The 26529-nt window shown below is 67.4% G+C and carries 23 protein-coding genes and 1 tRNA gene; 13 read left to right on the top strand and 11 right to left on the bottom strand.

The genetic code is table 11. The features are described from left to right. Nucleotides 1-112 precede the first annotated feature (112 nt). Entirely contained in the window at nucleotides 113-922 is an 810-nt protein-coding gene (locus ACW7G3_RS12445; protein ID WP_456983090.1) for a S1/P1 nuclease, read from the bottom strand. A 91-nt stretch (nucleotides 923-1013) separates the two neighbouring features. Then, a complete protein-coding gene (locus ACW7G3_RS12440) occupies nucleotides 1014-1634 on the bottom strand; it encodes an OmpW/AlkL family protein (protein ID WP_456983088.1) in 621 nt (206 codons plus the stop codon). Between the two features lie 169 nt (nucleotides 1635-1803). On the opposite strand from ACW7G3_RS12440, the gene gap reads away from it, so the two are divergent. From gap to ACW7G3_RS12420, 4 genes are all read left to right on the top strand, one after another. Next, nucleotides 1804-2808 carry a type I glyceraldehyde-3-phosphate dehydrogenase gene (gene gap, locus ACW7G3_RS12435; protein ID WP_456975139.1) on the top strand — a complete coding sequence of 335 codons (1005 nt, stop codon included), beginning with the start codon at nucleotides 1804-1806 and terminating at the stop codon, nucleotides 2806-2808. 259 nt (nucleotides 2809-3067) lie between these two features. After that, nucleotides 3068-4249: a phosphoglycerate kinase gene (locus ACW7G3_RS12430; RefSeq protein ID WP_456983086.1), complete on the top strand. Its 1182-nt coding sequence runs from the start codon at nucleotides 3068-3070 to the stop codon at nucleotides 4247-4249. Nucleotides 4250-4315: 66 nt separating this feature from the next. Continuing rightward, on the top strand, nucleotides 4316-5782 hold the full coding sequence (gene pyk / locus ACW7G3_RS12425; protein WP_456983084.1) for a pyruvate kinase: 1467 nt from the start codon (nucleotides 4316-4318) through the stop codon (nucleotides 5780-5782). Between the two features lie 58 nt (nucleotides 5783-5840). Beyond that, nucleotides 5841-6851, top strand: a complete 1011-nt coding sequence (locus tag ACW7G3_RS12420; protein WP_456983083.1) for a class I fructose-bisphosphate aldolase — start codon at nucleotides 5841-5843, stop codon at nucleotides 6849-6851. A gap of 207 nt (nucleotides 6852-7058) precedes the next feature. Here ACW7G3_RS12420 and cysK read toward each other — a convergent pair whose 3' ends face one another. Then, a complete protein-coding gene (cysK, locus tag ACW7G3_RS12415; RefSeq protein WP_456983082.1) occupies nucleotides 7059-8012 on the bottom strand; it encodes a cysteine synthase A in 954 nt (317 codons plus the stop codon). Between the two features lie 190 nt (nucleotides 8013-8202). Between cysK and ACW7G3_RS12410 the strand changes: the two genes are divergently transcribed. The 4 genes from ACW7G3_RS12410 (at nucleotide 8203) to ACW7G3_RS12395 (ending at nucleotide 14937) form a co-directional block, all read left to right on the top strand. After that, complete coding sequence (locus ACW7G3_RS12410) at nucleotides 8203-9327, top strand: efflux RND transporter periplasmic adaptor subunit (protein WP_456975131.1); 1125 nt, start codon at nucleotides 8203-8205, stop codon at nucleotides 9325-9327. Nucleotides 9328-9365: 38 nt separating this feature from the next. Then, a complete protein-coding gene (locus ACW7G3_RS12405; RefSeq protein WP_456983081.1) occupies nucleotides 9366-12500 on the top strand; it encodes an efflux RND transporter permease subunit in 3135 nt (1044 codons plus the stop codon). A 104-nt stretch (nucleotides 12501-12604) separates the two neighbouring features. Continuing rightward, on the top strand, nucleotides 12605-14047 hold the full coding sequence (locus tag ACW7G3_RS12400; RefSeq protein ID WP_456983079.1) for an alanine/glycine:cation symporter family protein: 1443 nt from the start codon (nucleotides 12605-12607) through the stop codon (nucleotides 14045-14047). Nucleotides 14048-14172: 125 nt separating this feature from the next. Beyond that, nucleotides 14173-14937: a TrmH family RNA methyltransferase gene (locus ACW7G3_RS12395; protein WP_456983077.1), complete on the top strand. Its 765-nt coding sequence runs from the start codon at nucleotides 14173-14175 to the stop codon at nucleotides 14935-14937. A gap of 136 nt (nucleotides 14938-15073) precedes the next feature. Here the strand turns inward: ACW7G3_RS12395 and ACW7G3_RS12390 are convergent, their stop codons facing one another. The 4 genes from ACW7G3_RS12390 to ACW7G3_RS12375 form a co-directional block, all read right to left on the bottom strand. Continuing rightward, nucleotides 15074-16468, bottom strand: a complete 1395-nt coding sequence (locus ACW7G3_RS12390) for a M28 family peptidase (protein ID WP_456983076.1) — start codon at nucleotides 16466-16468, stop codon at nucleotides 15074-15076. Nucleotides 16469-16586: 118 nt separating this feature from the next. Beyond that, nucleotides 16587-17009, bottom strand: a complete 423-nt coding sequence (mscL, locus tag ACW7G3_RS12385) for a large-conductance mechanosensitive channel protein MscL (RefSeq protein WP_456975123.1) — start codon at nucleotides 17007-17009, stop codon at nucleotides 16587-16589. 60 nt (nucleotides 17010-17069) lie between these two features. After that, a complete protein-coding gene (locus tag ACW7G3_RS12380) occupies nucleotides 17070-17783 on the bottom strand; it encodes a fumarylacetoacetate hydrolase family protein (RefSeq protein WP_456983074.1) in 714 nt (237 codons plus the stop codon). A 7-nt stretch (nucleotides 17784-17790) separates the two neighbouring features. Further along, nucleotides 17791-18090, bottom strand: a complete 300-nt coding sequence (locus tag ACW7G3_RS12375) for a hypothetical protein (protein ID WP_456983072.1) — start codon at nucleotides 18088-18090, stop codon at nucleotides 17791-17793. Between the two features lie 102 nt (nucleotides 18091-18192). Here ACW7G3_RS12375 and ACW7G3_RS12370 point away from each other — a divergent pair, with 102 nt between their 5' ends. Then, the gene (locus ACW7G3_RS12370; protein ID WP_456983071.1) at nucleotides 18193-18528 is read left to right on the top strand and encodes a Rieske (2Fe-2S) protein; all 336 of its coding nucleotides are present in this window, start codon (nucleotides 18193-18195) and stop codon (nucleotides 18526-18528) included. A 138-nt stretch (nucleotides 18529-18666) separates the two neighbouring features. On the opposite strand, the gene ACW7G3_RS12365 is transcribed toward ACW7G3_RS12370, so the two are convergent. The 4 genes from ACW7G3_RS12365 to thiS all read right to left on the bottom strand — a co-directional run bounded on the left by ACW7G3_RS12365 (nucleotide 18667) and on the right by thiS (nucleotide 22530). Beyond that, on the bottom strand, nucleotides 18667-20508 hold the full coding sequence (locus ACW7G3_RS12365) for an SLC13 family permease (protein WP_456983069.1): 1842 nt from the start codon (nucleotides 20506-20508) through the stop codon (nucleotides 18667-18669). A 23-nt stretch (nucleotides 20509-20531) separates the two neighbouring features. Next, nucleotides 20532-21263, bottom strand: coding sequence for a tRNA (guanosine(46)-N7)-methyltransferase TrmB (gene trmB / locus ACW7G3_RS12360; RefSeq protein ID WP_456983068.1), 732 nt, complete (start codon nucleotides 21261-21263; stop codon nucleotides 20532-20534). Nucleotides 21264-21429: 166 nt separating this feature from the next. Then, nucleotides 21430-22233, bottom strand: a complete 804-nt coding sequence (locus tag ACW7G3_RS12355) for a thiazole synthase (RefSeq protein ID WP_456975111.1) — start codon at nucleotides 22231-22233, stop codon at nucleotides 21430-21432. Nucleotides 22234-22329: 96 nt separating this feature from the next. Then, nucleotides 22330-22530: a sulfur carrier protein ThiS gene (gene thiS / locus ACW7G3_RS12350; RefSeq protein ID WP_456975109.1), complete on the bottom strand. Its 201-nt coding sequence runs from the start codon at nucleotides 22528-22530 to the stop codon at nucleotides 22330-22332. A gap of 160 nt (nucleotides 22531-22690) precedes the next feature. On the opposite strand from thiS, the gene ACW7G3_RS12345 reads away from it, so the two are divergent. From ACW7G3_RS12345 to ACW7G3_RS12330, 4 genes are all read left to right on the top strand, one after another. Further along, on the top strand, nucleotides 22691-24514 hold the full coding sequence (locus tag ACW7G3_RS12345; protein WP_456983066.1) for an autotransporter domain-containing protein: 1824 nt from the start codon (nucleotides 22691-22693) through the stop codon (nucleotides 24512-24514). A 52-nt stretch (nucleotides 24515-24566) separates the two neighbouring features. Next, nucleotides 24567-24640: transfer RNA gene (locus ACW7G3_RS12340), tRNA-Gly, on the top strand. Between the two features lie 14 nt (nucleotides 24641-24654). Further along, the gene (locus ACW7G3_RS12335; protein WP_456983065.1) at nucleotides 24655-25065 is read left to right on the top strand and encodes a DUF6165 family protein; all 411 of its coding nucleotides are present in this window, start codon (nucleotides 24655-24657) and stop codon (nucleotides 25063-25065) included. A 107-nt stretch (nucleotides 25066-25172) separates the two neighbouring features. Then, nucleotides 25173-26519: an NTP/NDP exchange transporter gene (locus ACW7G3_RS12330; protein ID WP_456983064.1), complete on the top strand. Its 1347-nt coding sequence runs from the start codon at nucleotides 25173-25175 to the stop codon at nucleotides 26517-26519. Nucleotides 26520-26529: the final 10 nt, after the last annotated feature.

The raw sequence follows: 26529 nt of genomic DNA, 5'->3' as shown, positions 1-26529 counted from the left end.
CAAGCGCAGGCGGGTCAGCAGGGGGCGGCCAGAGAGGTCCATGACTGGAAAGGTAGCGCATTGCCGCGCGTCGATTGGCGCCGACCATGCATCACCGGCAGGGGCAGGACCCTCAGGGTCCGTCGCCCAGCACGCGGTTCAGCAGCGCGGCCAGCCGCTGGCCTGCGATCACGACCCGCTCCTCGGCCACCGGCCGCCAGCGGTACACGTAGTCCATGCCGACCCGCGCCCCTTGGGGAGCCACCGACGGGTCCACGGCGATGCGGCAGGACTCCTCGGCCCAGGTGCCGGGTGCATCCCCCGGCGGCACCGCAACCTGCAGTTTGCCCAGCTCGCGCAGGTGCCGTTCTTCGGATTCACGCAGGCTGTAGAACAGGCTGCCGTCCCACAGTGCGTGCAGGTTGGTGCCATAACCATTGCGGGTGCCGTCACGCAGATTCAGCTGCACATCGTTGCCGCCGCGGTCATGGGCGTAGCCGGCATGCATGGGCTGGTGCACGTCGCCGACGAAATGGACCACGAATTTCAGCGCCTGCAGGCGTTCCGCATTGCTGCGGTTGAGGTCGCCGAGGATGGCGGCCTGGTCGTCGATCGCTGCGACCACGCAGTTGCCGTCGGGGCAGTGCTGGTCTGCCTGGTAGCTGCAGTCGTCCTCACCGATGTTGACGTAATGCCAGCGCGCGCTGCGGCGGCCCAGATCAGGGTCGGAGCCGCGCAGTTCATCGGCCCAGGTGGCGATGCCGGCCAGGGAGCGATTCTCCGGATCCTCTTCGCCCTGCAACAGCGCGTCGACCTGGGCACGTGCGGCCGGAGCAAGGCCTGATTCGGCCACATGGCCCACCAGACGGTGGCCACGTCCGCCCCAGGCGTGGGCCGGGGCAGCGATCACGCACAGCAGTGCGGCAAGCAGGAGGGTTCTCATGGATGGGATTGTAGCCGCGCGCAAAAAGAAGCGCCGCCGCGGGAGGGCCGCGGCGACGCCGGGGTGCCGGGGATGGAGCCCCGGCGGGAGGTCAGAACTTCAGTACGTAGGCCGCGCCGTAGACCAGCGGGTCGATATTGGCGGTGCCGAGCTTCACGCCGTCCACTTTCACATCGCTCTCGATGTCCATCCAGCGCACGTCCAGACGGATCGCACCACGCTCGCCGATGTCAAAATCGATGCCGGCGTGCGCAGCCAGACCCCAGGAATCACCCAGGTCCAGCTCGGAACCCGACAGCGCGCCGGTGGTGCCTTCGCTGAAGAAAGTGGTGTAGTTCAGGCCCAGCCCCAGCAGCGGACGCACGGTGCCCTCGCGGTTGAAGTGGTACTGCAGGCTGACGGTGGGCGGCAGGTGCTTGGTGCTGCCGACCTTGCCCAGCCCGTCGATGTTGATGTCGTGGCTGAACGGAGCGGCCGCCAGCACTTCCAGGCCCCAGCCATCGGCCAGGAAATATTCGAAAGCGATGGTCGGGCGAATGCTGTTGCCGATGTCCAGGTCCATGGTGCCGCCGGCCAGCGAGCCGTTGTCACTCTTGGCCGCCACCTGATGGGCACCGATGGCGAGGGTCCAGTCGCCCGCGGACTGGGCGGCGGCGGGCAGCGCAAAACAGGCCGCTGCAATGGCAAGCAAAGTGGGGGAGAGCAGTTTCATGTTTTTCCTTTGGTTGAAACACCCCGCTACTGTCGCGTTTCCAAAACAGCGTGTCGTTGACCGTGATCAAGGCGACCGCGGATTTATTTTCTGCGCAGCTGCTAAAATATGAGGATTCCCCCCACCCATAATCCGCCGCCCGGTGCGGTGGTCAGGAGTTGAGTTACTCATGGCGATCAAGGTTGGCATCAACGGGTTTGGCCGCATCGGCCGCAACGTGCTGCGTTCTGCGGTGCAGAATTTCGGCAGCGACATCGAGGTCGTGGCCATCAACGACCTGCTGGAGCCGGATTACCTGGCGTACATGCTGCGTTTCGACTCCGTGCACGGTCGCTTCGACGGTGACGTTTCGGTGGACGGCAGCCACCTGGTCATCAACGGCAAGCGCATCCGCCTGAGCGCCGAGCGCGATCCGGCCAACCTGAAGTGGGGCGAGGTGGGCGTGGATGTGGTGATCGAATCCACCGGCATCTTCCTCACCGCCGAGGGCGCGCAGAAGCACATCGACGCCGGCGCGAAGAAGGTGATCATGTCGGCGCCGTCCAAGGACGCCACGCCGATGTTCGTCTATGGCGTGAACCACGAGAAGTACGACGGCGAGGCCATCATCTCCAATGCCTCGTGCACCACCAACTGCCTGGCCCCGCTGGCCAAGGTGCTCAATGACAAGTGGGGCATCAAGCGCGGGCTGATGACCACCGTGCACGCCGCTACGGCAACCCAGAAGACCGTCGACGGTCCTTCTGCCAAGGACTGGCGCGGCGGCCGCGGCATCCTGGAAAACATCATCCCGTCCTCCACCGGCGCCGCCAAGGCAGTGGGCAAGGTGATTCCGGAGCTGAATGGCAAGCTCACCGGCATGTCGTTCCGCGTGCCGACCTCCAACGTGTCGGTCGTGGACCTGACGGTTGAGCTGGAGAAGGGCGCCAGCTACGAGGAAATCTGTGCCGAAATGAAGGCCCAGGCCGAAGGCCCGCTGAAGGGCATCCTCGGTTACACCGAAGACAAGGTGGTCGCCACCGATTTCCGCGGCGACGCCCGCACTTCGGTGTTCGACGTGGACGCCGGCATCCAGCTCGACGATACCTTTGTCAAGCTGGTGGCCTGGTACGACAACGAGTGGGGCTACTCCAACAAGTGCCTGGAGATGGTCCGCGTGGTGGCTGGCAAGTAAGCCCTCGCTGCAACCCGCTGTCCCGGAAGCCCCGCCCTGTGCGGGGCTTCCTGTTTGTACGGGGTTCAGCGAGCGGGGCCTGTCCGGTGGCCCGGCGCGCAGCGGCGCAGGCACCCGCGCGCGCCGGACGGGTAAGGGTTTGCCACTCAGGCACAACAGGCGGACAATGCGCGGCCTGTGGCAGCAGCCACATGCACGTGGACCGGAAAAAGCAAGGTCTGCGGGCGCTCAACCCACTGATCGTGAGCAGATATTCCCTATGTCCATCGTGCGAATGACCGACCTCGACCTGTCCGGAAAGCGCGTGCTGATCCGGCAGGACCTGAACGTGCCCCTCGACGGCGACCGCATCACCTCCGATCAGCGCATCGTGGCTTCGCTGCCGACCCTGCGTCGCGCGCTGGAGCAGGGCGCGGCGGTCATGGTGATGGCGCACCTGGGCAGGCCGGTGGAAGGCGAGTGGTCCGCGGAGTTTTCCCTCGCCCCGGTGGCCAGGCGGCTGTCTGAGCTGCTGGAGATCGAAGTCCCGCTGGTGCGCGACTGGCTCGACGGTGTGGAAGTGCAGCCCGGGCAGATCGTACTGCTCGAGAACTGCCGCATGAACGTGGGCGAGAAGGCGGACGACCCGGCGCTGGCGAAGAAGTATGCCGCGCTGTGCGATGTCTTCGTGATGGACGCCTTCGGTTGCGCACATCGTGCCCAGGCCTCCACCCACGGTGTGATCCAGCAGGCGGCGGAGGCTGCCGGCGGTCCGCTACTGATGTCCGAGCTCGACGCGCTGGCCAAGGCGCTGGACGATCCCGAGCGCCCGCTGCTGGCGATCGTGGCCGGCAGCAAGGTGTCGTCGAAGCTGGAGCTGCTGACCAACCTGTGCGAAAGGGTGGATCAGTTGATCGTCGGCGGCGGCATCGCCAACACCTTCATCGCCGCGGCAGGCCATCCCGTCGGCAAGTCGCTGCACGAGCCGGACCTGATCGAGACCGCGCGCGAGATCATGGGGCGCGCCAGCACGCAGCATGCCGATATCCCCTTGCCGGTGGACGTGGTGGTGGCCAAGGAGTTTTCGGCCGATGCGGAACCGGTGGTGAAGCTGCTCGACCAGGTGGCCGAGGACGAGATGATCCTGGATATCGGGCCGAAAACCGCCAAACGCTATGCCGAGCTGATCGGCCAGGCCGGCACCCTGGTGTGGAACGGCCCGGTGGGCGTGTTCGAGTTCGATGCCTTCGGCCGCGGCACCGAGGTGGTGGCCCGTGCCATCGCCAAGTCGCATGCGTTCTCGATTGCCGGTGGGGGCGACACCCTGGCCGCGGTGGAGAAGTACGGCATCGGTGGTGACATCGGCTATATCTCGACCGGCGGTGGCGCGTTCCTGGAGTTCCTTGAAGGTCGCCAGCTGCCGGCGGTCGTGGCGCTCAAACAGCGCAGTCCGGAAAGCTGAGGCGTATGCCGCGCCGGTGGGGCGCGGCTTTGTGCTAGGTTTCCGGGCGATCACCGGAGACCGAATGTGACAACACACCAGCGTCGTACCCGCATCCTTGCCACCCTTGGCCCAGCCAGTGACGGGCCGGGCGTGCTCGAGGACCTGCTCAAGGCGGGCGTTGACGCGGTGCGGCTCAACTTCTCCCACGGCAATCGTGACGAACATCGGGCCCGCGCCGCCGCCGTGCGTGAAACAGCGGCCCGGCTCGGCAAGGAAGTCGGCATCCTGGCCGACCTGCCGGGCCCCAAGATCCGCATCGACCGCTTCCGCGATTCACGCGTGGAGCTGCAGGCTGGCCAGCGCTTTGACCTGGTGGCCGATGGATCGGTGGAACACGGCGATGCCAACCAGGTAGGCGTGAGCTACGCGCAGCTGCCGCAGGACCTGGTGACAGGGGACATCCTGCTGCTCGACGACGGCATCGTGCAGATGCGGGTGGAGGCGATCGAGGGTTCGCGCATCATCACCCGGGTGCTCAACGACAGCCCGCTGTCGGATCGCAAGGGGCTGAACCGCCTGGGCGGAGGGCTGTCGCTGGGCGCGCTGACCGATGAGGACCGCGAGTGGATCGGGTTTGCCGCCGAGCTGGGCGTGGACTTCATTGCGGTGTCGTTCTGCCGCAGCGCGGCCGACATGGAAGAGGCCCGCAGCCTGGCCCGTGCGGCGGGCTCGGACGCTTTCATGGTGTCGAAGATCGAGCGGGCCGAAGCGATCGACAACCTGGGCGAGATCATCGATGCCAGCGACGTGGTCATGGTGGCCCGCGGCGACCTTGGCGTGGAGATTGGTGATGCCGAACTGCCGGGCCTGCAGAAGAAGATCATCCGTGAATCGCTGGCCCGCAACCGGTTGGTGATCACCGCCACCCAGATGCTGCAGTCCATGGTGGACAGCCCCATCCCGACCCGGGCCGAGGTGCTGGACGTGGCCAACTCGGTCATCGACGGCACCGATGCGGTGATGCTTTCGGCCGAGACCGCCGCCGGCCAGTACCCGGTGCGCGCGGTGGAGGCGATGGCTCGGGTGTGCGTGGGCGCCGAACGCCAGTTCACCCATGAGATCGATTTCGGCCCGACCGGGCGCAACCTGGAGCGTGCCGATCAGGCCATCGCCATGGCGGCCATGTTCCTGAGCGAGCACATCGGCGTCCGCGCGATCGTGGCCATGACCGAATCCGGCGGCACCGCCCGTTACCTGTCGCGTTTCCGCGCGGGCGCACCGATCTATGCCTTCTCGCGCCACGCCGGTGCACGCCGGCGCATGTCGCTGATGCGCGAGGTGTTCCCGATCGATTACGACACCCGTGGGCAGACCCCGCGCGAGGCGGCGCGCGGCAGCGTGTCGCGGCTGGTCGAAGACGGGCTGCTGTCCGACGGCGAGCGGATCATCTTTACCAGCGGCGAGCACATGGAAACCCTGGGCGCGACCAACACGCTGCGCCTGCTGCGGGTAGGCGAGGGCGGCCGGGCGGAAGGGCTGGGCGAGCTTTAGCGGTTGGCCGCGGGCCTATACTGGCGGTCCGCCACGCGACGTTACCGGAACCTCCCCCATGAGCATCGAAGATCTTGCACTGACTGCCCAGGCCATGATGGCCGCGGGCAAGGGCATCATTGCCCTGGACGAATCGCCCGGCACCCTGGGCAAGCGCTTTGACGCGGTGGGCGTGGCCAACTCCGGCGACAACCGCCGTGCGTGGCGCGAAGTGGTGCTGACCACCCCGGGCCTGGGCGATTACATCAGTGGCGCGATCCTGCACGAGGAAACGCTGCGTCAATCAACCACCGCGGGCGTGCCGTTTTCCCGGCTGCTGGACGAGGCCGGCATCATTCCCGGCGTCAAGGTGGACGCCGGCACCCACCCGCTGGCGGGCTTCCCCGGTGAGACGGTCACCGAGGGCCTGGATGGCCTGCGCGCGCGCCTCAAGGAGTTCTACCGGCTGGGCGCGCGCTTCGCCAAGTGGCGCGCGGTGATCCATATCGGTGAAGAGACCCCCTCCGGAACCTGCATCGACGCCAACGCGCATGCGCTGGCGCGCTATGCCGCGCTGTGCCAGGAGCAGGGCCTGGTGCCGATCGTGGAGCCGGAAATTCTCATGGAAGGCGATCACGATATCGAGGCCTGCTACGAAGTCACCGAGATCACCTTGCGCGGTGTGTTCGACGCGCTTTACAGCCAGCAGGTGATGTTCGAAGGCGCGATCCTCAAGCCGTCGATGGTGCTGCCCGGCAGCGACTGCGCCGAGCAGGCCGCGGTGGACGAAGTCGCCGAGGCCACCCTGATGTGCCTGCGTTCGGCGGTGCCGGCGATCCTGCCGGGCATCGTGTTCCTGTCCGGCGGCCAGTCCGACGAGGATGCCACCGCGCACCTGGACGCGATGAACCGCCTGCGCCCGCACCCGTGGCCGCTGTCGTTTTCCTACGGCCGCGCGATGCAGCAGGCGGCGCTCAAGGTGTGGGCGCAGGACCCGGCAGCGAACGTCACACGGGCCCAGGAAGTCGTACTCGGTCGCGCCCGGGCCAACGGCATGGCCGCGCTCGGAGAGTGGGACGGCGAAAACTGACCTGCGCGGGGGCGACCAAGCGTCTGGTCCCTCGCCCCGACAGGCACACCATACAAGCGCGCCATGCGCGCGAAGCCGCGTGACGTTGATCCGTGCCGCGTGGCACCGGTCAGATCAGCCTGTCCGACGCCCCGCCGCATCGCGACGATTCACGCGGTTTCGCGCGCGTGGCGCGCTCCTACGGGATTCGTTCGACGAAGGCCGGCCTTACAGGCCGGCGAGCCACTCGTCGTCGGAACCTTCGATGACGTCCTGGAACAGCGGGGTGGAGAAGTAGCGTTCCCCGGTGTCCGGCAGCATGGCCAGGATCACCGTACCTTCTTCGGCATCGCGGGCCACCTCCAGCGCCGCGGCCACCGTGGCGCCGGCGGAGATGCCGCAGAAGATGCCTTCCTCCGCCGCCAGCCGGCGCGCGATGGTGATGGCCTCGTCGTCGTCCACCGACACCACGCGGTCGGCGACGTCGCGGTTGAGCACCTCGGGCACGAAGTCGGGCGTCCAGCCCTGGATCTTGTGCGAGTTGAACTCCTGTCCCTGCAGCATCGCCGCCTTGGCGGGCTCGGCCGCGACCACTTTCACTTCCGGGCGGGCCACCTTGAGCACTTCGCCCACGCCGGTCAGGGTGCCGCCGGTGCCCCAGCCGGTGACAAAGTGGTCGAGCCGGCGCCCGGCGAATGCCAGCAGGATTTCCGCCGCGGTGGTCTGGCGGTGCCAGGCAGGGTTGGCAAGATTGCTGAACTGGCTGGCGAGGAACCAGCCGTGCTCCTCGGCCAGCTCACGCGCACGGCGCACCATGCCGCTGCCGCGCTCGGCCGCCGGGGTCAGGATCACCCGGGCGCCGTAGGCGCGCATCAGCTTGCGCCGTTCGACCGAAAACGTCTCCACCATGGTCGCCACGAACTTGTAGCCGCGCGCTGCGCAGACCATGGCCAGGGCGATGCCGGTGTTGCCGGAAGTGGCTTCGACCACGGTATCGCCGGGCTTGAGCAGGCCTTTTTCCTCGGCATCGAGGATGATGGCCAGCGCCAGCCGGTCCTTGACCGAGCCGCCGGGGTTGAAGCTTTCAACCTTCGCGTACAGGCTGATGTGGTCGGGGGCGAGGCGGTGCAGGCGCACGATCGGGGTCTTTCCGATCGTGTCCAGGATGGATTCATGGATCATGGGGGGAGCTCCGGTTGCAGTGGGGGATCCGGGCGGAGCGAGGGCCGCCCGCGGGGCGCACCCGAGTGTAACGCGCAGGTGGGATGCCCGTTGACAAGGGTCCACTGGCAGGCGTCTGTGCCTGACGACACGGGGCGATGACATCTGCAACCTCTAGAATCGGTTGGATTGCCGTATCCATCCCCCTGGTATGCAGACTCCCCCTATCCAACGCCTCCGCCCAATCCTCCCGTTCGCTGCGCTCCTGGTCACTGGCCTGATGTTGGCCGCCTGTGGCGGCAGTGAAGCCCCCGCCAGCGGCAGGCAGGCTTCCGCCGCCACCGTCACTACCGCCGTGGTCGCCAACGAGGCCTGGAGCGACACCATCGATGCGCTGGGCACGGTGGCGGCGCGTGAATCGGTGGTGGTGACCGCCAAGGTCAGCGAAACCGTGCAGCAGGTGCACTTTGAAAGCGGCGACATCGTGGAGGCGGGCTCGGTGCTGGTGACCCTCAGCGGCGATCAGCAGCAGGCGGCGCTGAACGCGGCCGTGGCTTCCGAGAACGAGGCCGAACGGCTGTACCGTCGACAGGAGCAACTGGCCGAGCAGCAGCTGATCGCCAGCGCCATGCTGGATACCCAGCGTGCGACCCGCGATGCCGCCCGCGCAAGGGTGGCCGAGATCCGGGCCAACCTGGGCGACCGTTCCATCCGCGCGCCGTTCGCCGGGGTGCTGGGCATCCGCCGGGTCAGCCCGGGGGCGCTGGTGCAGCCCGGTACCGAGATCGCCTCCCTGGATGATATTTCCCGGGTGTACGTGGACTTTCCCGTGCCCGAGGTGCAGCTGGCCCATCTGGCCGAGGGCCAGCAGCTGACCGGGCGCAGCTCGGCGTGGCCTGGGAAAGACTTCGAAGGCGAGGTTGCGATGATTGATTCGCGGGTGGACTCCAGCACGCGCGCGGTGACCGTGCGCGGCAGCTTCCCCAATGCCAATCGCGAACTGCGGCCGGGCATGCTGATCCGGGTGCGTCTGGACCGACCGGCGCGCGAAGCGCTGGTGGTCCCGGAAATCTCGGTGGTGCAGGTGGGCCGCGATACCTTCGTCTACCGGGTCCGTGAAGACCAGACCGTGGAGCAGGTGCGGATCCAGGTGGGCGCACGCGTGGCCGGGCGGGCCGAAGTGGTTGACGGCCTGGAGCCGGGTGACCGGATCGTGGTGGACGGCACCGGCAAGCTGCGGCCGGGCCTGGCGATCATGGATGTCAGCCCCGACGCCTATGTGGAGCCGTCGTCTTCCAGTGACGACCGCGCCTACGACGACGCGGTCATCCAGTAGCCCGCTACCCTCCCGACCCCACCGGATCCAGCCACTCGATGCGCATTTCAGATCTTTCCATCAAACGCCCGGTCTTCGCGGTGGTGATGAGCCTGCTCCTGGTGGTGCTGGGCCTGATGGCCTTCATGCGGCTGACCCTGCGCGAGATGCCGAACATCGATCCGCCGATCGTATCGGTGGATGTGACCTACCCGGGCGCGTCAGCGGCGGTGGTGGAAACCCGCATCACCCAGATCCTGGAAGACGCCCTTGCAGGGATCGAGGGCATCAACACCATCCAGTCGCGCAGCCGCAACGGCCGCTCCGACGTGACCCTCGAATTCAATATTTCCCGCGACATCGAGGCTGCGGCCAACGATGTGCGCGATGCGATCAGCCGGGTGGCCGACCGCCTGCCGATCGAGGCCGACCCGCCGGATATTTCCAAGGTGGAAGCCGACGCCGACGCGATCCTGTGGTTGAACATGCGCTCGGCCACGATGGATACTCTGGAGCTGAGCGACTACGCGGACCGCTACGTGATGGACCGCCTGTCGGCGCTCGACGGCGTGGCCCGGGTGCAGCTGAGCGGCAGCCAGCGCTATTCGATGCGGATCTGGCTGGACCGCGACGCCATGGCCGCCCGCGGGATCACCGCCGCGGACGTGGAGGGCTCGCTGCGCAGCCAGAACGTGGAGCTGCCGGCCGGGCGCATCGAATCGGAAACGCGCGACTTCACCCTGCGGGTGGAGCGTGGTTACCAGACGCCAGAGGAATTTGCCGCGCTGCCGCTCCGGCGCGGCAGCGATGGCTACGTGGTGCGCCTGGGCGACGTGGCCGAGGTCGAGATCGGGCCGCGCGAGCGCCGTTCCTACATGCGCAGCAATTCGATCCCGAACGTGGGTCTGGGGATCGTGCGCACCTCCACCGCCAATGCGCTGGACGTGGCCCGCGCGGCGCGCGAGGAGGCGGTGCGGATCCAGGACAGCCTGCCCCAGGGCACTGAGATCTTCGTCGCCTCGGACAACACGCAGTTCATCGAGGCTGCGGTGGACCGGGTGTACTGGACCCTGGCCGAGGCCATGCTGCTGGTGTTCCTGGTGATCTGGCTGTTCCTGGGCAAACTGCGCGCGGCGCTGATCCCGGCGATCACGGTACCGGTGTGCCTGGTAGCGGCGTTCATTGCGCTGTATGCGTTCGGATTCTCGATCAACCTGCTGACCCTGCTCGCCCTGGTGCTGTGTATCGGGCTGGTGGTGGACGACGCCATCATCGTGCTGGAAAACGTGCAGCGCCGGGCCGATCTGGGCGAGCCGCCGCTGGTGGCGGCCAAGCGCGGCACCGCGCAGGTGGCATTCGCAGTAATCGCGACCACCGCGGTGCTGGTGGCGGTGTTCTTGCCGGTCGGCTTCATGGAGGGCAACAGCGGGCGCCTGTTCCGCGAGCTGTCCGTGGCGCTGGCCGCGGCGGTGGCGCTGTCGGCGTTCGTGGCCCTGACCCTGACGCCGATGATGTGCTCCAAGCTGGTGCGGGCGAACGTCAAACCCACCGGGTTCAACGCCTGGATCAGCCGGCTGCTGCAGCGCACCAGCAGTGTCTATGGCGGCGGGATCGGACGGATGGTGGCCATGCCCACGCTGCGCCTTGCGGTGCTGGTGTCGCTGGCTATGCTGGCCTGCCTGGCAGCGGCGGCAGTGCTGTTCTGGCACGTACCCAGCGAGCTGTCGCCGGCCGAGGACCGCGGTCGCTTCTTCGTTGCGGTAGATGGCCCCGAGGGTGCGGGCTTTGATTACACCGTGTCCCAGATCCAGGGCGTGGAGCGGATCTTTGCCGACTACGTGGGCGGTGACGGGCCGATCGAACGAGCCAATTCACGGGTGCCGCGCGGCTGGGGTGGCACCGAGGAAATGCATTCGGGTGCGGTGATCGTGTTCCTCAAGGACTGGCGCGAGCGCGAGGAAAGCACGGCCGAAGTGGTCGCCTCGCTGCGCGACAGTTTCGTCGACCTGCCGGGCGTGGAGGTGCGCGCCAACGTGCCGGGCGGCCTGATCGGTTCGCGCGGCCAGCGCTACCAGCTGGTGCTCGGCGGGCCCGACTACGAGGACCTGGCCGAATGGCGCGACCGCATGCTGGTGCGCATGGAAGGCAACCCCGGCATCCAGGATCCGGATTCGGACTACAAGGAAACCCGGCCGCAGATGCGGGTGGAGATCGATCGCGCGCGCGCCGCGGACCTCGGTGTATCGGTCCAGGAGATCGGGCGGACCCTGGAAACCATGATGGGCTCGCGCCAGGTCACCACTTATATCGACGATGGCGAAGAGTACGACGTGATGCTCCAGGCCGGGCGCGAAAACCGGATGGAGCCGGATGACCTGGCCAATACCTGGGTGCGCGGCGATGACGGCACGCAGGTGCCGCTGTCCAGCCTGGTGACCCTGCGCGAAGTGGCCGAGCCGGGCAGCTTCAACCGCTTCAACCGGCTGCGTGCCATCACCATCAGCGCCGGTCTCGCGCCGGGATACACCATGGGTGAGGCAATCGAATGGACCTACCAGGTTGCCGCGGAGGAGCTGCCGGGCCATGCCCAGATCGACTGGAAAGGCGAGACGCGCGAGTTCCAGGAAGCCGGCGGCGCCATCATCCTCACCTTCGCCCTGGCGCTGGTGATCGTGTACCTGGTGCTGGCGGCGCAGTTTGAAAGCTTCCTGCATCCACTGGTGATCATGCTCACCGTGCCGCTGGCGGTGCTGGGCGCGCTGCTGGGGCTGTGGGCCACTGGCGGCACGCTCAACCTGTTCAGCCAGATCGGGATCGTGATGCTGGTGGGACTGGCGGCCAAGAACGGCATCCTGATCGTCGAGTTCGCCAACCAGCTGCGCGACGAGGGCCGCAGCGTGCGCGAGGCGATCGAGGAGGCTTCCGCAGTGCGCCTGCGGCCGATTCTGATGACGGCGGCGGCCACCATCATGGGCGCGATTCCGCTGGTGACCGCTGGCGGTCCCGGCTCGGCCAGCCGCGCCACGATCGGCGTGGTGATCATGTCCGGCGTGGCCTTCGCCACCCTGTTGTCGCTGTTCGTGGTGCCGGCGCTGTACGCGCTGCTGGCGCCTTACACCCGCTCGCCCGACGCGCTGGCCAGGAAACTGGAAGCACTGGAAGCCGCCACGCCACCGGTCAGCGGGCACGGCTGAGGGCGCCAGGTGAGGCGGACGGTTTCGCCACGCTGGCTGATCGGTGAGAATCGACCAGTCCGCCATGTCGCGGGTCGGGGAATCATACGTTCGGGGAGAAATGCGTGGAGCAGTTCGTTGAAGCCGTAAACGGGTATGTGTGGAGCATGCCGCTGATCATCCTGTGCCTGGGGGCGGGCCTGTGGTTCTCCATCCGCACCCGGTTCGTGCAGTTCCGCCAGGTGCCGGAAATGGTGCGGCTGCTGCTCAGCGGCACCAAGTCCGATGCCGGGGTGTCGTCGTTCCAGGCGCTTGCGATGTCGCTGTCAGGACGCGTGGGCATCGGCAACATCGCCGGCGTGGCCACCGCGATCGCGTTCGGCGGGCCCGGCGCGGTGTTCTGGATGTGGGTGATGGCCTTCCTGGGTGCTTCCACCGCGTTCATCGAATCCACCCTCGCGCAGATCTACAAGGAAAAGGACGACCAGGGCCGCTATCGGGGTGGGCCGGCCTACTACATTGAAAAGGCGATGGGCCAGAAGTGGTACGCGTGGCTGTTCGCGCTGGTGACCATTGTTGCTGCGGGCTTCCTGATGCCGGGCGTGCAGGCCAACGGGATTTCCTCCGCGGTCTTCAATGCATGGGAAGTGCCGACCACCGTCACCGCGACGGTGCTGGTGATCGGGCTGGGCTTCATCATCTTCGGCGGCGTCACCCGCATCGCCCGCTTCGCCGAGCTGGTAGTGCCGTTCATGGCACTGGCATACATGCTGATGGCGATGGTGATCATGTTCCTCAACATGTCCCAGATCCCGGCGATGTTCGTGCTGGTCTTCGAAAGCGCGTTCGGCATGCACGCCGGTTTTGGCGCGATGCTGGGCCTGGCGGTGGAGTGGGGCGTCAAGCGCGGGATCTATTCCAACGAGGCCGGTCAGGGCACCGGGCCCCATCACGCCGCGGCGGCCGAGGTGTCGCACCCGGCCAAGCAGGGTTACGTGCAGGCATTTTCGGTCTACGTGGACACCCTGCTGGTGTGCTCGGCGACCGCCTTCATGATCCTTTCCACCGGCATGTACAACGTAGTCGGGCGCGGGGGCGAGATGCTGGCCGAGGCCCTGCCTGGCGTGGAACCGGGGCCGGGCTTCGCCCAGTTTGCGGTGGAAGCGGTGATGCCCGGCTACGGCGCCGGCTTCGTGGCGATTGCGCTGTTCTTCTTCGCCTTCACCACGATCATCGCCTACTACTACATGGCGGAAACCAACATCGCCTACATCAACCGCAAGATCCACCGGCCGTGGATGATCTTCGCGCTGCGGATCACCATCCTGGCGGCGGTGACCTTCGGCTGCGTGCGCACCGCTGGCATGGCTTGGACCCTGGGCGATATTGGCGTTGGCCTGATGGCGTGGCTGAACCTGATCGCCATCCTGATCCTGCAGAAGCCGGCGCTGCTGGCGCTGCGCGACTACGAGGCGCAGAAGAAGCTGGGGCTGGACCCGACCTTCGACCCGCTCAAACTGGAAATCCGCAACGCCGACTTCTGGGTCGGCAAGGCAGCCGGAAAGTGAGCACAACGGGTGGCGGCGGAGACGGTGGACCCTGGAAGCCGCGCGGCCGACGTCCGGACGGGAAAGTTGGAAGCGAACGACCGCGGAGGCGCCCCGAAGGGCCCCCGCGCCCGGCACCCACCCAAGTGTCGGGGCCCGGTGAAAACCGGCCGGACCGACGCGCCGAGCAGCGTCTGCACGGGCTCAACGCGATCAGGGCCGTATTTTCCAGCCGTCCGCAGGCGATCCGCAAGCTGTATTTGACCAGCTCACGTATCCCGGACCTGCAGCCGCTGCTCAAGTGGTGTGTGGCGAACCGGGTCGGCTACCGGGTGGTGGAAGACGAAGGCGAGCTGGTACGGCTTGCCGGCAGCGGGCACCACGAGGGCGTGGTGGCCGACGTTCTGCGCGCTTCCGAACCGCCCCTTGGCGACTGGTTGCCCACGCTGGCGGCCGGCCCACAGTGCCTGCTGTGGCTGGATGGTGTCGGCAATCCGCACAACCTGGGTGCGATCCTGCGCTCATCCGCCCACTTCGGCGTCGCAGCGGTGCTGTTGCCGGAGGGTTCCGACCTGGCGCTTTCAGGGGCGGCAGCCCGCGTCGCCGAGGGCGGTGCGGAGGCGCTGCCGCTGGTACGCATGGGCCCGAGGGAGACCTCGATCGAACAGCTGCGCAGCGCTGGCTTCGCACTTGCCGCCACCGTGGTCGAAGGCGGACAGGACCTGTTCGCTACGGCCGTGCCGCAACGCCTGGTCTACGTGATTGGTGCCGAGGGCGAGGGCATGGATCGCGGCTTGGCCGAGGCCTGCGACCTGCGTCTGTCGATCCCAGGCACTGGCGCCGTGGAGAGCCTCAACGTGGCTGCCGCCACCGCCGTCCTCCTCGCCGCCTGGTCCCGCCCCCGCCCGTAGGACGTCCCCACCCGTAGGAGCGCGCCATGCGCGCGAAGCCGCGTGACCTGCGATTCCTATGGATTGCCACAATGTCCCGACGGCCCGCCTGCGCAAGCTGATCACTGTCACGCGGCTTCGCGCGCGTGGCGCGCTCCTACGGGGAGTCGGTGGCGGGTGCGCTGCCGAAGTCGCCCTCGGCCTGTGCGGCCAGGTACGCGAACACCGCGTAGGCGGCCGTGTTCTGGGCCAGGTCCTGCGGATCGACCTTGTCCAGGGTGTCGTTGGCGTTGTGGTGCAGGTCGAAGTACTCCGTGCCGTCCTGGCCCAGCCAGGCCCAGCTCACCCCGGCCTGGGCCATGGGGATGATGTCCGGGCCCGGGCCGCCCGCTTCCGGCATGTACTCGATGCCCAGCGGTGCCAGTGCCTCAGCAATCTGGCGCGTCGCCTCGCGTGCGTGCTCGGGCGCACCGGTGTTGAAGCCGTAGATGCGGCCGGCACCGAAGTCGCTTTCGGCAGCGACCAGGTGCAGTCCGATGTTGCCGGCGTGACGCTCTGCGTACTGGCGCGCACCGATCAGGCCTTGCTCCTCGTTGGCGAAGGCGATCACCCGGATGCTGCGCGCCGGGCGCTGCTCCAGCTGGCCGATCAGGTGTCCGGCAGCCATGGTGATGCCCACGCCGGAAGCGTCGTCGATCGCGCCGGTGCCCAGGTCCCAGGAATCCAGGTGCGAAGCGATCACCACGAACTCGTCGCTGCCGCCGCTGCCGGTGATCTCGCCGATCACGTTCTGCGAGGTGTATTCACCGTCGAAGCCGACGTCGAGCGCGAGGTTCACGGTGACCTCGCCGCGCTGCAGCAGCCGGCCCAGCTGGTCGGCATCGGGCAGTGACAGCGCGGCAGCCGGAATCGGCTCCACGCCCTCGGCGAAGCGGGTGATGCCGGTGTTGGCAACGCGGGCGTGGCTGGTGCCGAGCGAGCGCATCAGAAAGCCTACCGCGCCCTTGCTGCTAGCCACGGAAGGACCGCGCCCGCGTACCGGGCCGGCGGCACCGTAGCCGCTGCCGTCGGCGGTGCGTTCCATCTGGAAGTCGACGAAGGCGATGCGGCCTCCCAACGAACCTTCGGGCGCTGCGTCCAGGGCCTCGAAGTCGGCGAAGCGCATGATCGGCGCTTCAACCTCACCACCGGGGCTGCCGCCGAGCGCGGTCACCACCAGCGGCTGGGCGTATTGGCCGACCACCTGTGCACTCTCGCTGTGGCGCACCCACCTGGGGAAGGTGACCGGCTCGGTCCAGACCCGGTCATAGCCCAGCTCGGCGAACTTCGCCTCGGCCCAGGCAACGGCACGCGCGTCGGCTTCGCTGCCAGGCAGGCGCGGGCCGATTTCAGTGGTCAGTGATTCGGTCACCCGCCAGGAGGTGGCGTCGGCCAGCGCCTGCTCGCGCAGCTGGACTGCAGTCTCCAATGCCGCATCCGGGATGCGGGTCGGCTCCTGCGCGGCGGCGGGCAGAGAGACAGCAAGTACGAACAGCAGTGCGGCCAGGCGCATGGACAACCCCGAGACGGAAAAAGAATGCCGCGAGCTTATCAGCCCGCGGCATTGTCCCGGGAGCGGCTGGCGCGGCTCCCAGGCCGCCATGGGCGCCGCGGGGGCGCTGCCTGCCGGGTCAGCGGCTCTTGAGCGAGTCGCGGATTTCGCGCAGCAACAGCACGTCTTCCGAAGGCGCTTCGGGAGCGGCGGGCTCATCTTCGACAGCCGCCTTGCGGTTCATGCGGTTGATTCCCTTGATTACCATGAAGATCGCGAAGGCGATGATCACGAATTGGATCACCGAGTTGAGGAACTCGCCGATGCCGATCACCACCGCCGGGATTTCCTCGCCGGCCGCGTCCACCGCGGCCTCGCGCAGGGTGATCACCCATTCGGCGAAGTCGACGCCGCCGATCAGCAATCCGATCGGCGGCATGATCACCTTGTCCACGAAGGCGGTGACAATATTGCCGAATGCGGCGCCGATCACCACGCCGACCGCAAGGTCGACGACGCTGCCGCGCATGGCGAATTCCTTGAACTCCGAAGCGATGCTCATCTGGTGGACTCCTGCCGTAGAAATTGGGCTGATCCGGGACCGCCAAGCGGGCAGCCGGGATCAGGCGAGCACAGGGAGAATAACGCAGTCCAGCGACAACAGATCATCCAGTCGCGCGCTGCAGCGGTCACCGGGCTGCAGTGCTGCCACGCCGGCAGGCGTACCCATGAACACCAGGTCGCCTGCACGCAGGCGATACAGCTGCGACAGCTCGTGCAGGATCTCGGCCACGTTCCAGATCATCTGATCCAGGCGCGCGGACTGGCGCAGCTCGCCGTTGACCTCCAGCGACAGCGTGCGCTCCTGCAGCGGGCCAATTTCGGCGGCACGTACCAGCTCGCTTGCCGGGGCGGAATGATCAAAGCCCTTGGCGATGTCCCACGGCAGGCCGGCGGCCTTGGCCTGGGCCTGCAGGTCGCGCCGGGTCAGGTCCAACCCGATGCCATAGCCGAGCACCAGCGCGGACGCATGGGCGGGATCGAGGATGCCCGGCTCCGCGTCGCGGCCGATCGCCACGGTCAGCTCAACCTCGTGGTGAAGTTCCGAAGTGGCCGGCGGATAGGGCGCCTGGCCATCCAGCACCAGCGCATCGGCGGGCTTGCTGAAGAACACCGGGCGCCCGCGGGCTTCGGGCGAGGCCGGAGCCTCGGCGCCCATTTCGCGGGCATGGTCGGCGAAATTGCGACCGACACAGTAAATGCGCCGCACGGGAAACGTGCCGCCGCCGCGTACCGGGATCCGTGGCGGCTCGAACGCAGCGATCAGGTCTGCCATGAAGGACTCAGCGCAGGACCGGCTTGTCGACCACGCGGTAGTCGCCGTCCAGCACCGTGCCATTGCTGCCGGTGCGGCTGCCCACAGCGGCGCCGCGCTTGCCGAGCAGGCGTATCGCCATGCCAGCTGTCAGCATCGCCGCGCCGATCACCACGCCAAACACCAGCAGCACTGCCAGCAGGGCAACGCCAGCCAGGCCGAACAGCAGCCGGACCAGTGGGTGGCGGGGTTTGCGCGGTGCGAAAACGGCGTTGAAGCCGGTGGCGCGGTAGCGCAGCAGCAGGTTTTGCAGGAAGCGTGGAGTCATCAGTTACTTCGGCGTGACACAATGCGGCTCGCGGCCGGGACGCACAGTATCGGTCCCATGCCGCCCGGGTTTGTAACGTAACTGTTAAATGACGGTGAAGACGTGTCCCTGATTTCCTTCGAGCAGATCCCCGACGGCAGCCTGGTTGAGATCGAAGCCAACGTTGACGGCGCGGCTGAATCGCTGATCGTCCATCGTCAGGGCGATGCCGTACGCGCCTGGCTCAATGTCTGCCCGCACGCCGGGCGCCGGCTGGATTACGCGCCGGGACAGTTCCTGAAGTCGAAGGAAGGCCAATTGGTGTGCGCCGTGCACGGGGCCAGCTTCGAACTTGCCAGCGGCGAATGCGTCGCCGGCCCCTGTCGCGGGGACCGCCTGCGTGAAATCCCGGTCACCGTCCAGGATGGCCAGGTCGTATTGCAAGCCCCAACCCTGTAGGAGCGCGCCATGCGCGCGAAGCCGCGTCACTCGTGATGTGCGCCGAAGCTTCGGCCGGTAGACCGTGACCGGCGCCACGCGGCGCGGGTCGATGTCACGCGGCTTCGCGCGCATGGCGCGCTCCTACGAGGGGCGTGCTCAGAACAGCAGGTTGACCATCAGCACCACGATCGCGATGTAGATCAGCGACAGCGGTCCGCACACGATCCACAGCTGCCTGGCGCGATAGCCGCCGGGTCCGGTGATCATCGACATCACCGGGTTGGACTGGGTCATGAAATTGTTCGACGCCGCCAGCGCCACGATCAGTGCGAACGAGGTCGGGTCCGCGCCTACCGCCAGCGCCAGGTTGATGGCCAGTGGCACCATCACGATGGTCGCGCCCACGTGGCTGATCACCAGTGAGAAGCCGGCGGTGAGGATCGCCACCGCCACCTGGATCAGCCACACCGGCAGCCCGTCGGGCAGCTGTTCGATCGAGGCCCCGGCCACCCAGGCCGCCGCGCCGCTGCGGTCCATGGCCCAGCCCAGCGGGATCAGGCAGGCCATCAGGAACACTGTCTTCCAGTTGATCGCCCCGTAGGCCTCATCCATCTTCAGCACGCCGGTCACCAGCATGCCGGCCACGCCGGTCATCAACGCGATCGCGGTCGGCACCCGGCCGGACACGGCAATCAGGATCGTGACCGCGAAGATCGCCATGGCGATCTTGAACTTGTGCGGGCGCTGCTCGCCCTTCGGATAGTCGGTCACCACCACGAAGTCGCGGTCGGTGGCGGCCTCCACCAGGTTCTTCCAGAAGCTGTGCAGCACCAGCATGTCGCCCGCGCGCAGCGGCAGGTCGCGCACGTTTTCGCGGATCACCTTGTCCTTGTCGCGGTTGACGGCCAGCAGGCGCAGGCCGTGGTGGCGGCGCAGCTGCAGCTCATTGGCGGTCTTGCCGACGTAATCCGAGTTCGGTGGTACCACCGCCTCGGAAATGCCTCCGCGCGCCGGGTTGAACAGGTCGCCGAACTGGCGCAGGCGGGTGCTCATGCGCAGGAAGTTGTTCTGGGCGAAATCAGACACCTGTTCACGGGTGCCCATCGCCCCGATCACGCTGCCCACCCAGATGCGCACATCGGCCGCCGGTGCCAGGCGCGCTTCGTCCTCCACCTTCAGCGCCAGCAGCACCGGCGCGTTGTGCAGCGATTCCGCTTCACCGAAGGTCATGCCCACCAGCGGGCTGTCGGCGCTGACGGTGAGTTCGAACATATCGCCGTCGATGCCATAGACCCGGGCAAAGTAACTCTGCGTGCGCCCGGGTGCCACGCCGGCATCCTTGCCGCCGCGCAGCTGGCGGTTGCCGTGGAAGTGGAAGTAGGCCAGCCCCGCCGCCAGCAGGGCCAGGCCGATCGGCGCGGGGGCGAACATGTTCAGCGGGGTCAGCGTGGCCGCACCCGAGGGCAGGTTGGCGTTGGCCGATACCAGCAGGTCGTTGAGCATGATCAAGGGCGAGTTGCCGACCATGGTCAGGGTGCCGCCCATCACGATCGCCACCCCCACCGGCAGCAGCATCCGCGCCAGGCTGATGCCGGTGCGCGATGACAGCCGCGAGATCACCGGCAGGTACAGCGCCATCACCGACGGGTTCTGCATGATCGAGGAGTTGAGGCCGGCCACGGTTGCGGTCAGCAGCAGCAGTCTTTCCTCCACTCCGCGCGCGCGGCGCAGCAGCCAGCCAGCCAGCCGGTTGAGGGCGCCGGTACGGTCCAGGCCCAGGCCCAGGATCATCGTGGCGATCACGCTGATCACCGCGTTGGAGGAAAAGCCGTTGAAGACGTCTTCCGGCGCCACCTGGCCGGTCAGACCCAGCAGCACCAGCACCACCAGCGCCACCAGGTCGGCGCGGACGCGCTGGAACAGGAACAGCAGCATGGTCAGCGCCACCAGACCGAGAACGATCTGCATATCGGTGGTGAGCGCGAGAGCGGTGTCCATGCCCGGTTGTTGGTCTCAGCTGGTCAGGTGGTGCGGTCGTAGATCAGGTCCCAGACACCATGGCCAAGGCGTTGGCCGCGGGTCTCGAAGTGGGTCTGGGCGCGCCATTCGGGGCGCGGTACATGCCCCCGCTCGCCGGCGCGGTTGCGCAGTCCTTCGGTGGCTTCGAGCACGTCCCACATGTGTTCGGCATAGTCCCGCCAATCAGTGGCCAGGTGCAAGCGGCCATCCGGCGCAAGCTTGCGTACCAGCAGGTCGGCGAATGCGGGCTGCACCAGTCGGCGCTTGTTGTGGCGCTTCTTGTGCCAGGGATCGGGGAACCAGATGCGCACCTCGTCCAGGCTGGCGTCGGCTACTTCGTTTTCCAGCACTTCCACCGCGTCGTGGTGGAAGACGCGCACATTGCTCGCCTCGTCTTCGGCCAGCGCGTTCAGCAGCCGGCCCACGCCCGGAGCGTGCACCTCGATGCCGATGTGGTCGCGTTCCGGATAGCGGGCCGCGGCCCAGCGCAGGGCCTCGCCGTTGCCGAAGCCGATTTCCAGCACCCGCGGCGCAACGCGGCCGAAGACTGCGTCGAAGTCGCGCGGCGCACCCCTGCTTCCAGGCGGAGTGAAATCAAGCCCGAAGCGCGGCCAGAGCTCGTCGAACGCGCGCTGCTGGGCATCGGTGAAGCGGCCCTGGCGCAGCACGAAGCTGCGGATCCTGCGCCGCTCGGGGTCCTGCGTGTACGGCTTCCCGGGCCCCGCCTGGCTCATGCCCTGACCCGTAGGAGCGCGCCATGCGCGCGAAGCCGCGTGACACCGATCGGCGCCGCGGGGCTTCGGATCGAGCGACGCAACCGGAGCCCCTGCGTGATCCCGGAAATCACGCGGTTTCGCGCGCATGGCGCGCTCCTACGTGAGGAGGAGGAGGGGAGGTCCATCAGCCGAGGAGTCCGTCTTCGGGCGAAGAGGCGCTGGCGTAGCGTCGGCGCGGGATGCGCCCGGCCAGGAACGCATCGCGCCCGGCCCGCACTGCGTAGTTCATCGCCCGGGCCATGCGTACCGGATCCTTTGCCCCGGCGATGGCGGTGTTCATCAGCACGCCGTCGCAACCCAGCTCCATCGCGATCGCCGCGTCCGAGGCGGTGCCCACGCCGGCGTCGACCAGGATCGGCACCTTGGCGTTGTCCACGATCTCGCGCAGGTTCCAGTGGTTCTGGATGCCCAGGCCCGAGCCGATCGGCGCGGCCAGCGGCATCACCGCCACGCAGCCGATCTCTTCCAGCTGCTTGCACAGCAGCGGATCGTCGCTGGTGTAGACCATCACGTGGAAACCATCGGCCACCAGCATCTCGGCCGCCTTCAAGGTCTGCACCACGTCCGGATACAGGGTGCGCTGGTCGCCCAGCACTTCCAGCTTGGTCAGTTGGTGGCCGTCGAGCAGTTCGCGCCCCAGGCGGCAGGTGCGCACCGCCTCTTCGGCGGTATAGCAGCCGGCGGTGTTGGGCAGGATGGTGTAGCGGTCGGGCGGCAGCACATCGAGCAGGTTCGGTTCGCCCGGATCCTGGCCGATGTTGGTGCGGCGGATGGCCACCGTCACGATTTCGGCGCCTGCTGCCTCGGTGGCGCGGCGGGTCTCGTCCAGGTCCCTGAACTTGCCGGTGCCGGTGAGCAGGCGCGAGGAATAGGCCTTGCCGGCAATGACAAGGGCGTCGTCTTGGTTGGAGGTGTGCTGTGCGGTCATCGCCCGATTATCGCGCAGATGGGGCGCTTCGGCTGCATCTTCCTGCAGGTCGGTTCATGCGACCCAACGGAACGTGTCGCGTGCGCGCGGGTCGGTTTACCCGCCGCCCAGCGCGTGCACGATCTCGACCCGGTCACCGGGGGCAAGCACGTGTTCCGCGTGCAGGCCGCGGGGCAGGATTTCTCCGTTCACTTCCACCGCTACGCGACGCTCGCCCAGGCCCTTGGCCTGCAGCAGGGTAGCCACCGTGGAGTTCGCGTCCACCGATACGGTGTCGCCATTGAGTACGATTTCCATGCCGCCATTGTCGCCGTTTGTGCCTGCGGAGGCCATTGATGACAGATTGATGACGCACTGCGGCGTGAGGGTTGCGAATGATCGTGGAACGATGACGCCCCATGCGCCGGGGTATGTCCCGCAGCGCGTCCAGGCCAGCCGCATTGATCAGGAGGATCCCATGACCCTGCGCTGTTTCGTACCGACCATTCTCGCCGTCGCCGCCGCCACGCTGGCAGCCGCACCGGCGTTCGCGCAGGACGACCGGTTTTCCCGCACGGTGTTCTTTGGGGACAGCCTGACCGACGCCGGCTTTTTCCGTCCGCTGCTGCCGCCGGAAGTGCAGGCGGTCACCGGTCAGTTCACCACCAACCCGGGCTGGGTCTGGGCGCAGCATCTGGGCGCGCGCTGGGGCACCGATGCCTCGGCCAACGGCAACGGCCAGTCGGGTGACAACTACGCCGTGGGTGGTGCATTAGTGGCCTCGGACGTGATCGGCGCGCTCGGGCCGACGCCATCGATGGCCAGCCAGGTCCAGCGCTTCATGGGAACGGGCGGCGTGGATCCGGATGCGCTGTACTCGCTGTGGGGCGGCGCCAACGATGTGTTCGCCATCGCGGCTGGCGCGCCGCCGGAGCAGACCATCGGTACGGCGGTAAGCACGCAGATCGGCCTGGTGGGCGCATTGCAGGGCGCCGGGGCGCGTTACGTGCTGGTGCCCGCGCTGCCCGATATGGGCATCACCCCGGCTGCGCGCGCCCAGGGGCCAATGGCCCAGGCGCAGCTCAGCGCGCTGGCCGGGGCGTACAACGATGCGCTGTTCGGCGGGCTGGCTGCCAATGGGCTGCGGGTGATCCCGCTGGATACCTTCAGTTTCCTGCGCGAAATAGCGGCCAGCCCGGGAGAGTTCGGGTTCTCGAACGTCACCGGCACTGCCTGTGAGCCGCAGATCACCGCCCAGTCGCTGACCTGCAGCCCGGCCAGCTACACCCATCCGGATGCGCCCAAGACCTATCTCTTTGCCGACGGCGTGCACCCGACCGATGCAGGCCACGCCGCGCTGGCGGATTTCGCTGCTTCGGTGCTGGAGGCGCCGGCGCTGGTGGCGGCACTGCCCCAGGCTGCGGCAGCCACCGGACGCGCCCGCGCCGAACGGGTGGCCTGGCACGTCGAGGGCAGGCCGGAAACCGGCGGCTGGTGGGTCGATGTGGCTGGCAACTACCTGCGCCGCGATGACGGTGACTTCCACGACGGCTTCGGGCCCGCGCTGACCGTGGGCCTGGACTGGGTGCGCGGCAATGCGGTGTTCGGCGCCTTTGGCGGCTATGGCACGACCCGCCAGCAGTGGGGCCTGAACCGCGGTGATTTCCGCTACGAAGACCTTGCCATCGGCGGCTACGCCGGCTGGTTCAGTGATGGTGGCGGCTGGGGCGTGACCCAGCTGAGCTGGTCGCAGCTGGATTTCGACAGCCACCGCCGGGTGCGGCTGGGGCAGGGCGAGCGCAGCCATCGCGGCTCGACCGACGGCGAAATCCTGACCGTAGCCACCCATCTGGGCTGGGACTTCCAGCGCGGCAACCTGCGCCACGGCCCGGTGCTGGGACTGGTGTGGCAGCAGGTCGACATGGATGGTTTTGCCGAGAGCGATCCGGCCCTGTCCACCTCGCTGGCCTATCCGGACCAGGATTTCGATTCACTCATCGCCAGCGTGGGCTGGCAGCTTGCAGTGACAGGCGAGGGCGCGCTGCGCCCGTATGCGCGATTCACCTGGGACAACGAGCTGGAGGATGCGCCGGAGGAGGCCTTCGCCATCGCCCAGACGTTGGCCGGCAGCGGCCCGTACGCCGTACCCACTTACGGCCACGACGACAGCTACGGCACCGTAACCCTGGGCGCACGTACCGCGCTGTTCGGGCTGGATGCCAACTTCGGGGTCACCGGTACGGTGAGTCATGCGGGCGGTGGCAACACCGCCGTCTTCCTCAGCCTGGGCCGCGGATTCTGAGCCTCGGCCGCTTGGCAAACACTGGCCCCGCACCCTAGACTGCGGGCCACAGGCGGGTGTAGCTCAATGGTAGAGCAGAAGCTTCCCAAGCTTAAGACGAGGGTTCGATTCCCTTCACCCGCTCCAGTATTGCCTGGGAGATGAAGTTGGGTTCGATCCTGATGCCGATGTCGATCGGTGAGCTGCTGGACAAGATCACCATCCTGGAGATCAAGTCCGAGCGCATCGCCGACGCCGAAAAGCGCGGCAACGTGATGGTTGAACTGCAGGGGCTGACCGCGATCTGGGAAGGCCTGCGTGACCGTCACCCCGGGGTCGAGGAACTCAAGCAGCAGCTCAAGGTTGCCAACGAGGCGATGTGGGACGTGCAGGACGGCCTGCGCGATCGCGAGGCAGCAAAGAACTTCGATGAAGAGTTCGTCCGTCTTGCCTGTGCGGTGGGCCGGGAAAATGCGGTGCGGGTGGGGCTGAAGAACGATATCAACCGCCTGGTCGGCTCGACCTTCATCGACGAAAAGGAATATCAGGCCGACGCTGCTCCCGGCGTCTGAGTCTCGCCCGACACCAGGCAGGCCGCACGCCGGAAGGGGCGGATGATTGCCGATTGTGCAGTGCATCAGGTACCGTGCCCGGATCGCATCAGCAGCACTGCCGCGCCTTGACCACTCCCCCCAGTTCGACCTCACGCCTTGCGCGCTTCCGGGCGGCGCTGTCGGCTTCCCCGCCGCTGTGGTGGGCGCTGGTGTATTTCTTCTGCCTGCTGTGCGGCTATTACGTACTGCGTCCGGTGCGCGACGCCATGGGCGCATCCAGCGATCCGGCCACCGTGTTCCCGGCCTGGCTGCTGGAGTGGACGGCGGGGCGCGGGATAGCGCTTGGCGACTACACCCTGCAGGCTCTTTTCAGCGGCACTTTCCTGGTCATGCTGCTGCTGCAGCCGGTCTACGGTGGGCTGGTGGCCCGGTTTCCGCGGCGGGTGTTCCTGCCGGTGGTGTATCTGGTGTTCATCACGTGCCTGCTGGGGTTCTGGTGGGCATTTGATACCGGCGCTTCCGGGCGCGGCGCGGTGTTCTTCATCTTCATCGCGGTGTTCAACCTGTTCGCGGTGATGGTGTTCTGGAGTTTCATGGCCGACGTGTTCGATAACGAACACGCCAAGCTGGTGTACGGCTACATCGGTGCGGGCGGCACCATTGGTGCGCTGTCAGGTCCGGCGATCACCCGCCTTCTGGTGGAGCAGATCGGCGTAGCCAACCTGCTGCTGGTGTCGGCCGCGTTCCTCAGCGTGTGCGTGTTGTGCATCATCAAGCTGCGGCCCTGGGCCATGCGGCGCGAAATCGAGCATGACGAACAGAGCGGCGAGCAGGCCATGGGCGGCTCGGTGTGGGCAGGGCTGGTGCGGGTGTGGAACGACCCGCTGCTGCGCGCGCTGGCGATGCTGATGTTCTTCGGCGTGGGCATCGGCACGCTGCTGTACAACGAGCAGGCGGCGATCGTGCGCCAGTACTTCCCGACCGCCGAGGGCGCGACCCGCTACTACTCCACGCTGGACTGGGCGGTGAACGGACTGACCATCCTGATCCAGCTCTTCGCCACCCGCTGGCTGCTGCGCCGCTACGGCGTGGCGCCGCTGCTGCTGTTGCCGGCGGTGGCGATCCTGCTGGGCTTCTGCATGCTGTCGGCCTCGCCGCTGCCCATGCTGGTGGCGATGGTGCAGGTGATGACCCGGGCGAGCGAGTTCTCGCTCAACAAGCCGGCGCGCGAGACCCTGTACACCCGCATGGACCGCGAATCCCGCTACAAGGCCAAGGCGGTGATCGACACCGCGATCTACCGCGGTGGCGACGTCACCTTCGTGTGGGTGCACAAGGGGCTGGCGGCGTTTGGCTCGGGGGTGGTGTTCCTGGCCGGCATCGGCGTCGCGCTGGGCTTCAGCTTCAGCGCCTGGCGGGTGGTGCGCGAGCAGCGCCGGCTGCCCGAGAAGTCCAGCGAAGCGCGGCTGTAACGGCTCCGGT

Source organism: Luteimonas sp. A478 (genome assembly GCF_054052025.1).
Note: the sequence above shows the minus strand (reverse complement) of the source record. Positions and strands in the feature narration are given on the sequence as shown.

What these genes read in the sequence shown, in the direction of transcription:
- ACW7G3_RS12380 (WP_456983074.1), bottom strand. Translation starts at nt 17,783, where the DNA reads ATGGCAGACCTGATCGCTGCGTTCGAGCCGCCACGGATCCCGGTACGC.
- ACW7G3_RS12355 (WP_456975111.1), bottom strand. Translation starts at nt 22,233, where the DNA reads ATGACCGCACAGCACACCTCCAACCAAGACGACGCCCTTGTCATTGCC.
- trmB (WP_456983068.1), bottom strand. Translation starts at nt 21,263, where the DNA reads ATGAGCCAGGCGGGGCCCGGGAAGCCGTACACGCAGGACCCCGAGCGG.
- gap (WP_456975139.1), top strand. Translation starts at nt 1,804, where the DNA reads ATGGCGATCAAGGTTGGCATCAACGGGTTTGGCCGCATCGGCCGCAAC.
- ACW7G3_RS12335 (WP_456983065.1), top strand. Translation starts at nt 24,655, where the DNA reads ATGAAGTTGGGTTCGATCCTGATGCCGATGTCGATCGGTGAGCTGCTG.
- ACW7G3_RS12445 (WP_456983090.1), bottom strand. Translation starts at nt 922, where the DNA reads ATGAGAACCCTCCTGCTTGCCGCACTGCTGTGCGTGATCGCTGCCCCG.
- thiS (WP_456975109.1), bottom strand. Translation starts at nt 22,530, where the DNA reads ATGGAAATCGTACTCAATGGCGACACCGTATCGGTGGACGCGAACTCC.
- ACW7G3_RS12430 (WP_456983086.1), top strand. Translation starts at nt 3,068, where the DNA reads ATGTCCATCGTGCGAATGACCGACCTCGACCTGTCCGGAAAGCGCGTG.
- ACW7G3_RS12410 (WP_456975131.1), top strand. Translation starts at nt 8,203, where the DNA reads ATGCAGACTCCCCCTATCCAACGCCTCCGCCCAATCCTCCCGTTCGCT.
- ACW7G3_RS12345 (WP_456983066.1), top strand. Translation starts at nt 22,691, where the DNA reads ATGACCCTGCGCTGTTTCGTACCGACCATTCTCGCCGTCGCCGCCGCC.
- ACW7G3_RS12365 (WP_456983069.1), bottom strand. Translation starts at nt 20,508, where the DNA reads ATGGACACCGCTCTCGCGCTCACCACCGATATGCAGATCGTTCTCGGT.
- cysK (WP_456983082.1), bottom strand. Translation starts at nt 8,012, where the DNA reads ATGATCCATGAATCCATCCTGGACACGATCGGAAAGACCCCGATCGTG.
- mscL (WP_456975123.1), bottom strand. Translation starts at nt 17,009, where the DNA reads ATGAGCATCGCTTCGGAGTTCAAGGAATTCGCCATGCGCGGCAGCGTC.
- ACW7G3_RS12390 (WP_456983076.1), bottom strand. Translation starts at nt 16,468, where the DNA reads ATGCGCCTGGCCGCACTGCTGTTCGTACTTGCTGTCTCTCTGCCCGCC.
- ACW7G3_RS12420 (WP_456983083.1), top strand. Translation starts at nt 5,841, where the DNA reads ATGAGCATCGAAGATCTTGCACTGACTGCCCAGGCCATGATGGCCGCG.
- ACW7G3_RS12440 (WP_456983088.1), bottom strand. Translation starts at nt 1,634, where the DNA reads ATGAAACTGCTCTCCCCCACTTTGCTTGCCATTGCAGCGGCCTGTTTT.
- ACW7G3_RS12405 (WP_456983081.1), top strand. Translation starts at nt 9,366, where the DNA reads ATGCGCATTTCAGATCTTTCCATCAAACGCCCGGTCTTCGCGGTGGTG.
- ACW7G3_RS12375 (WP_456983072.1), bottom strand. Translation starts at nt 18,090, where the DNA reads ATGACTCCACGCTTCCTGCAAAACCTGCTGCTGCGCTACCGCGCCACC.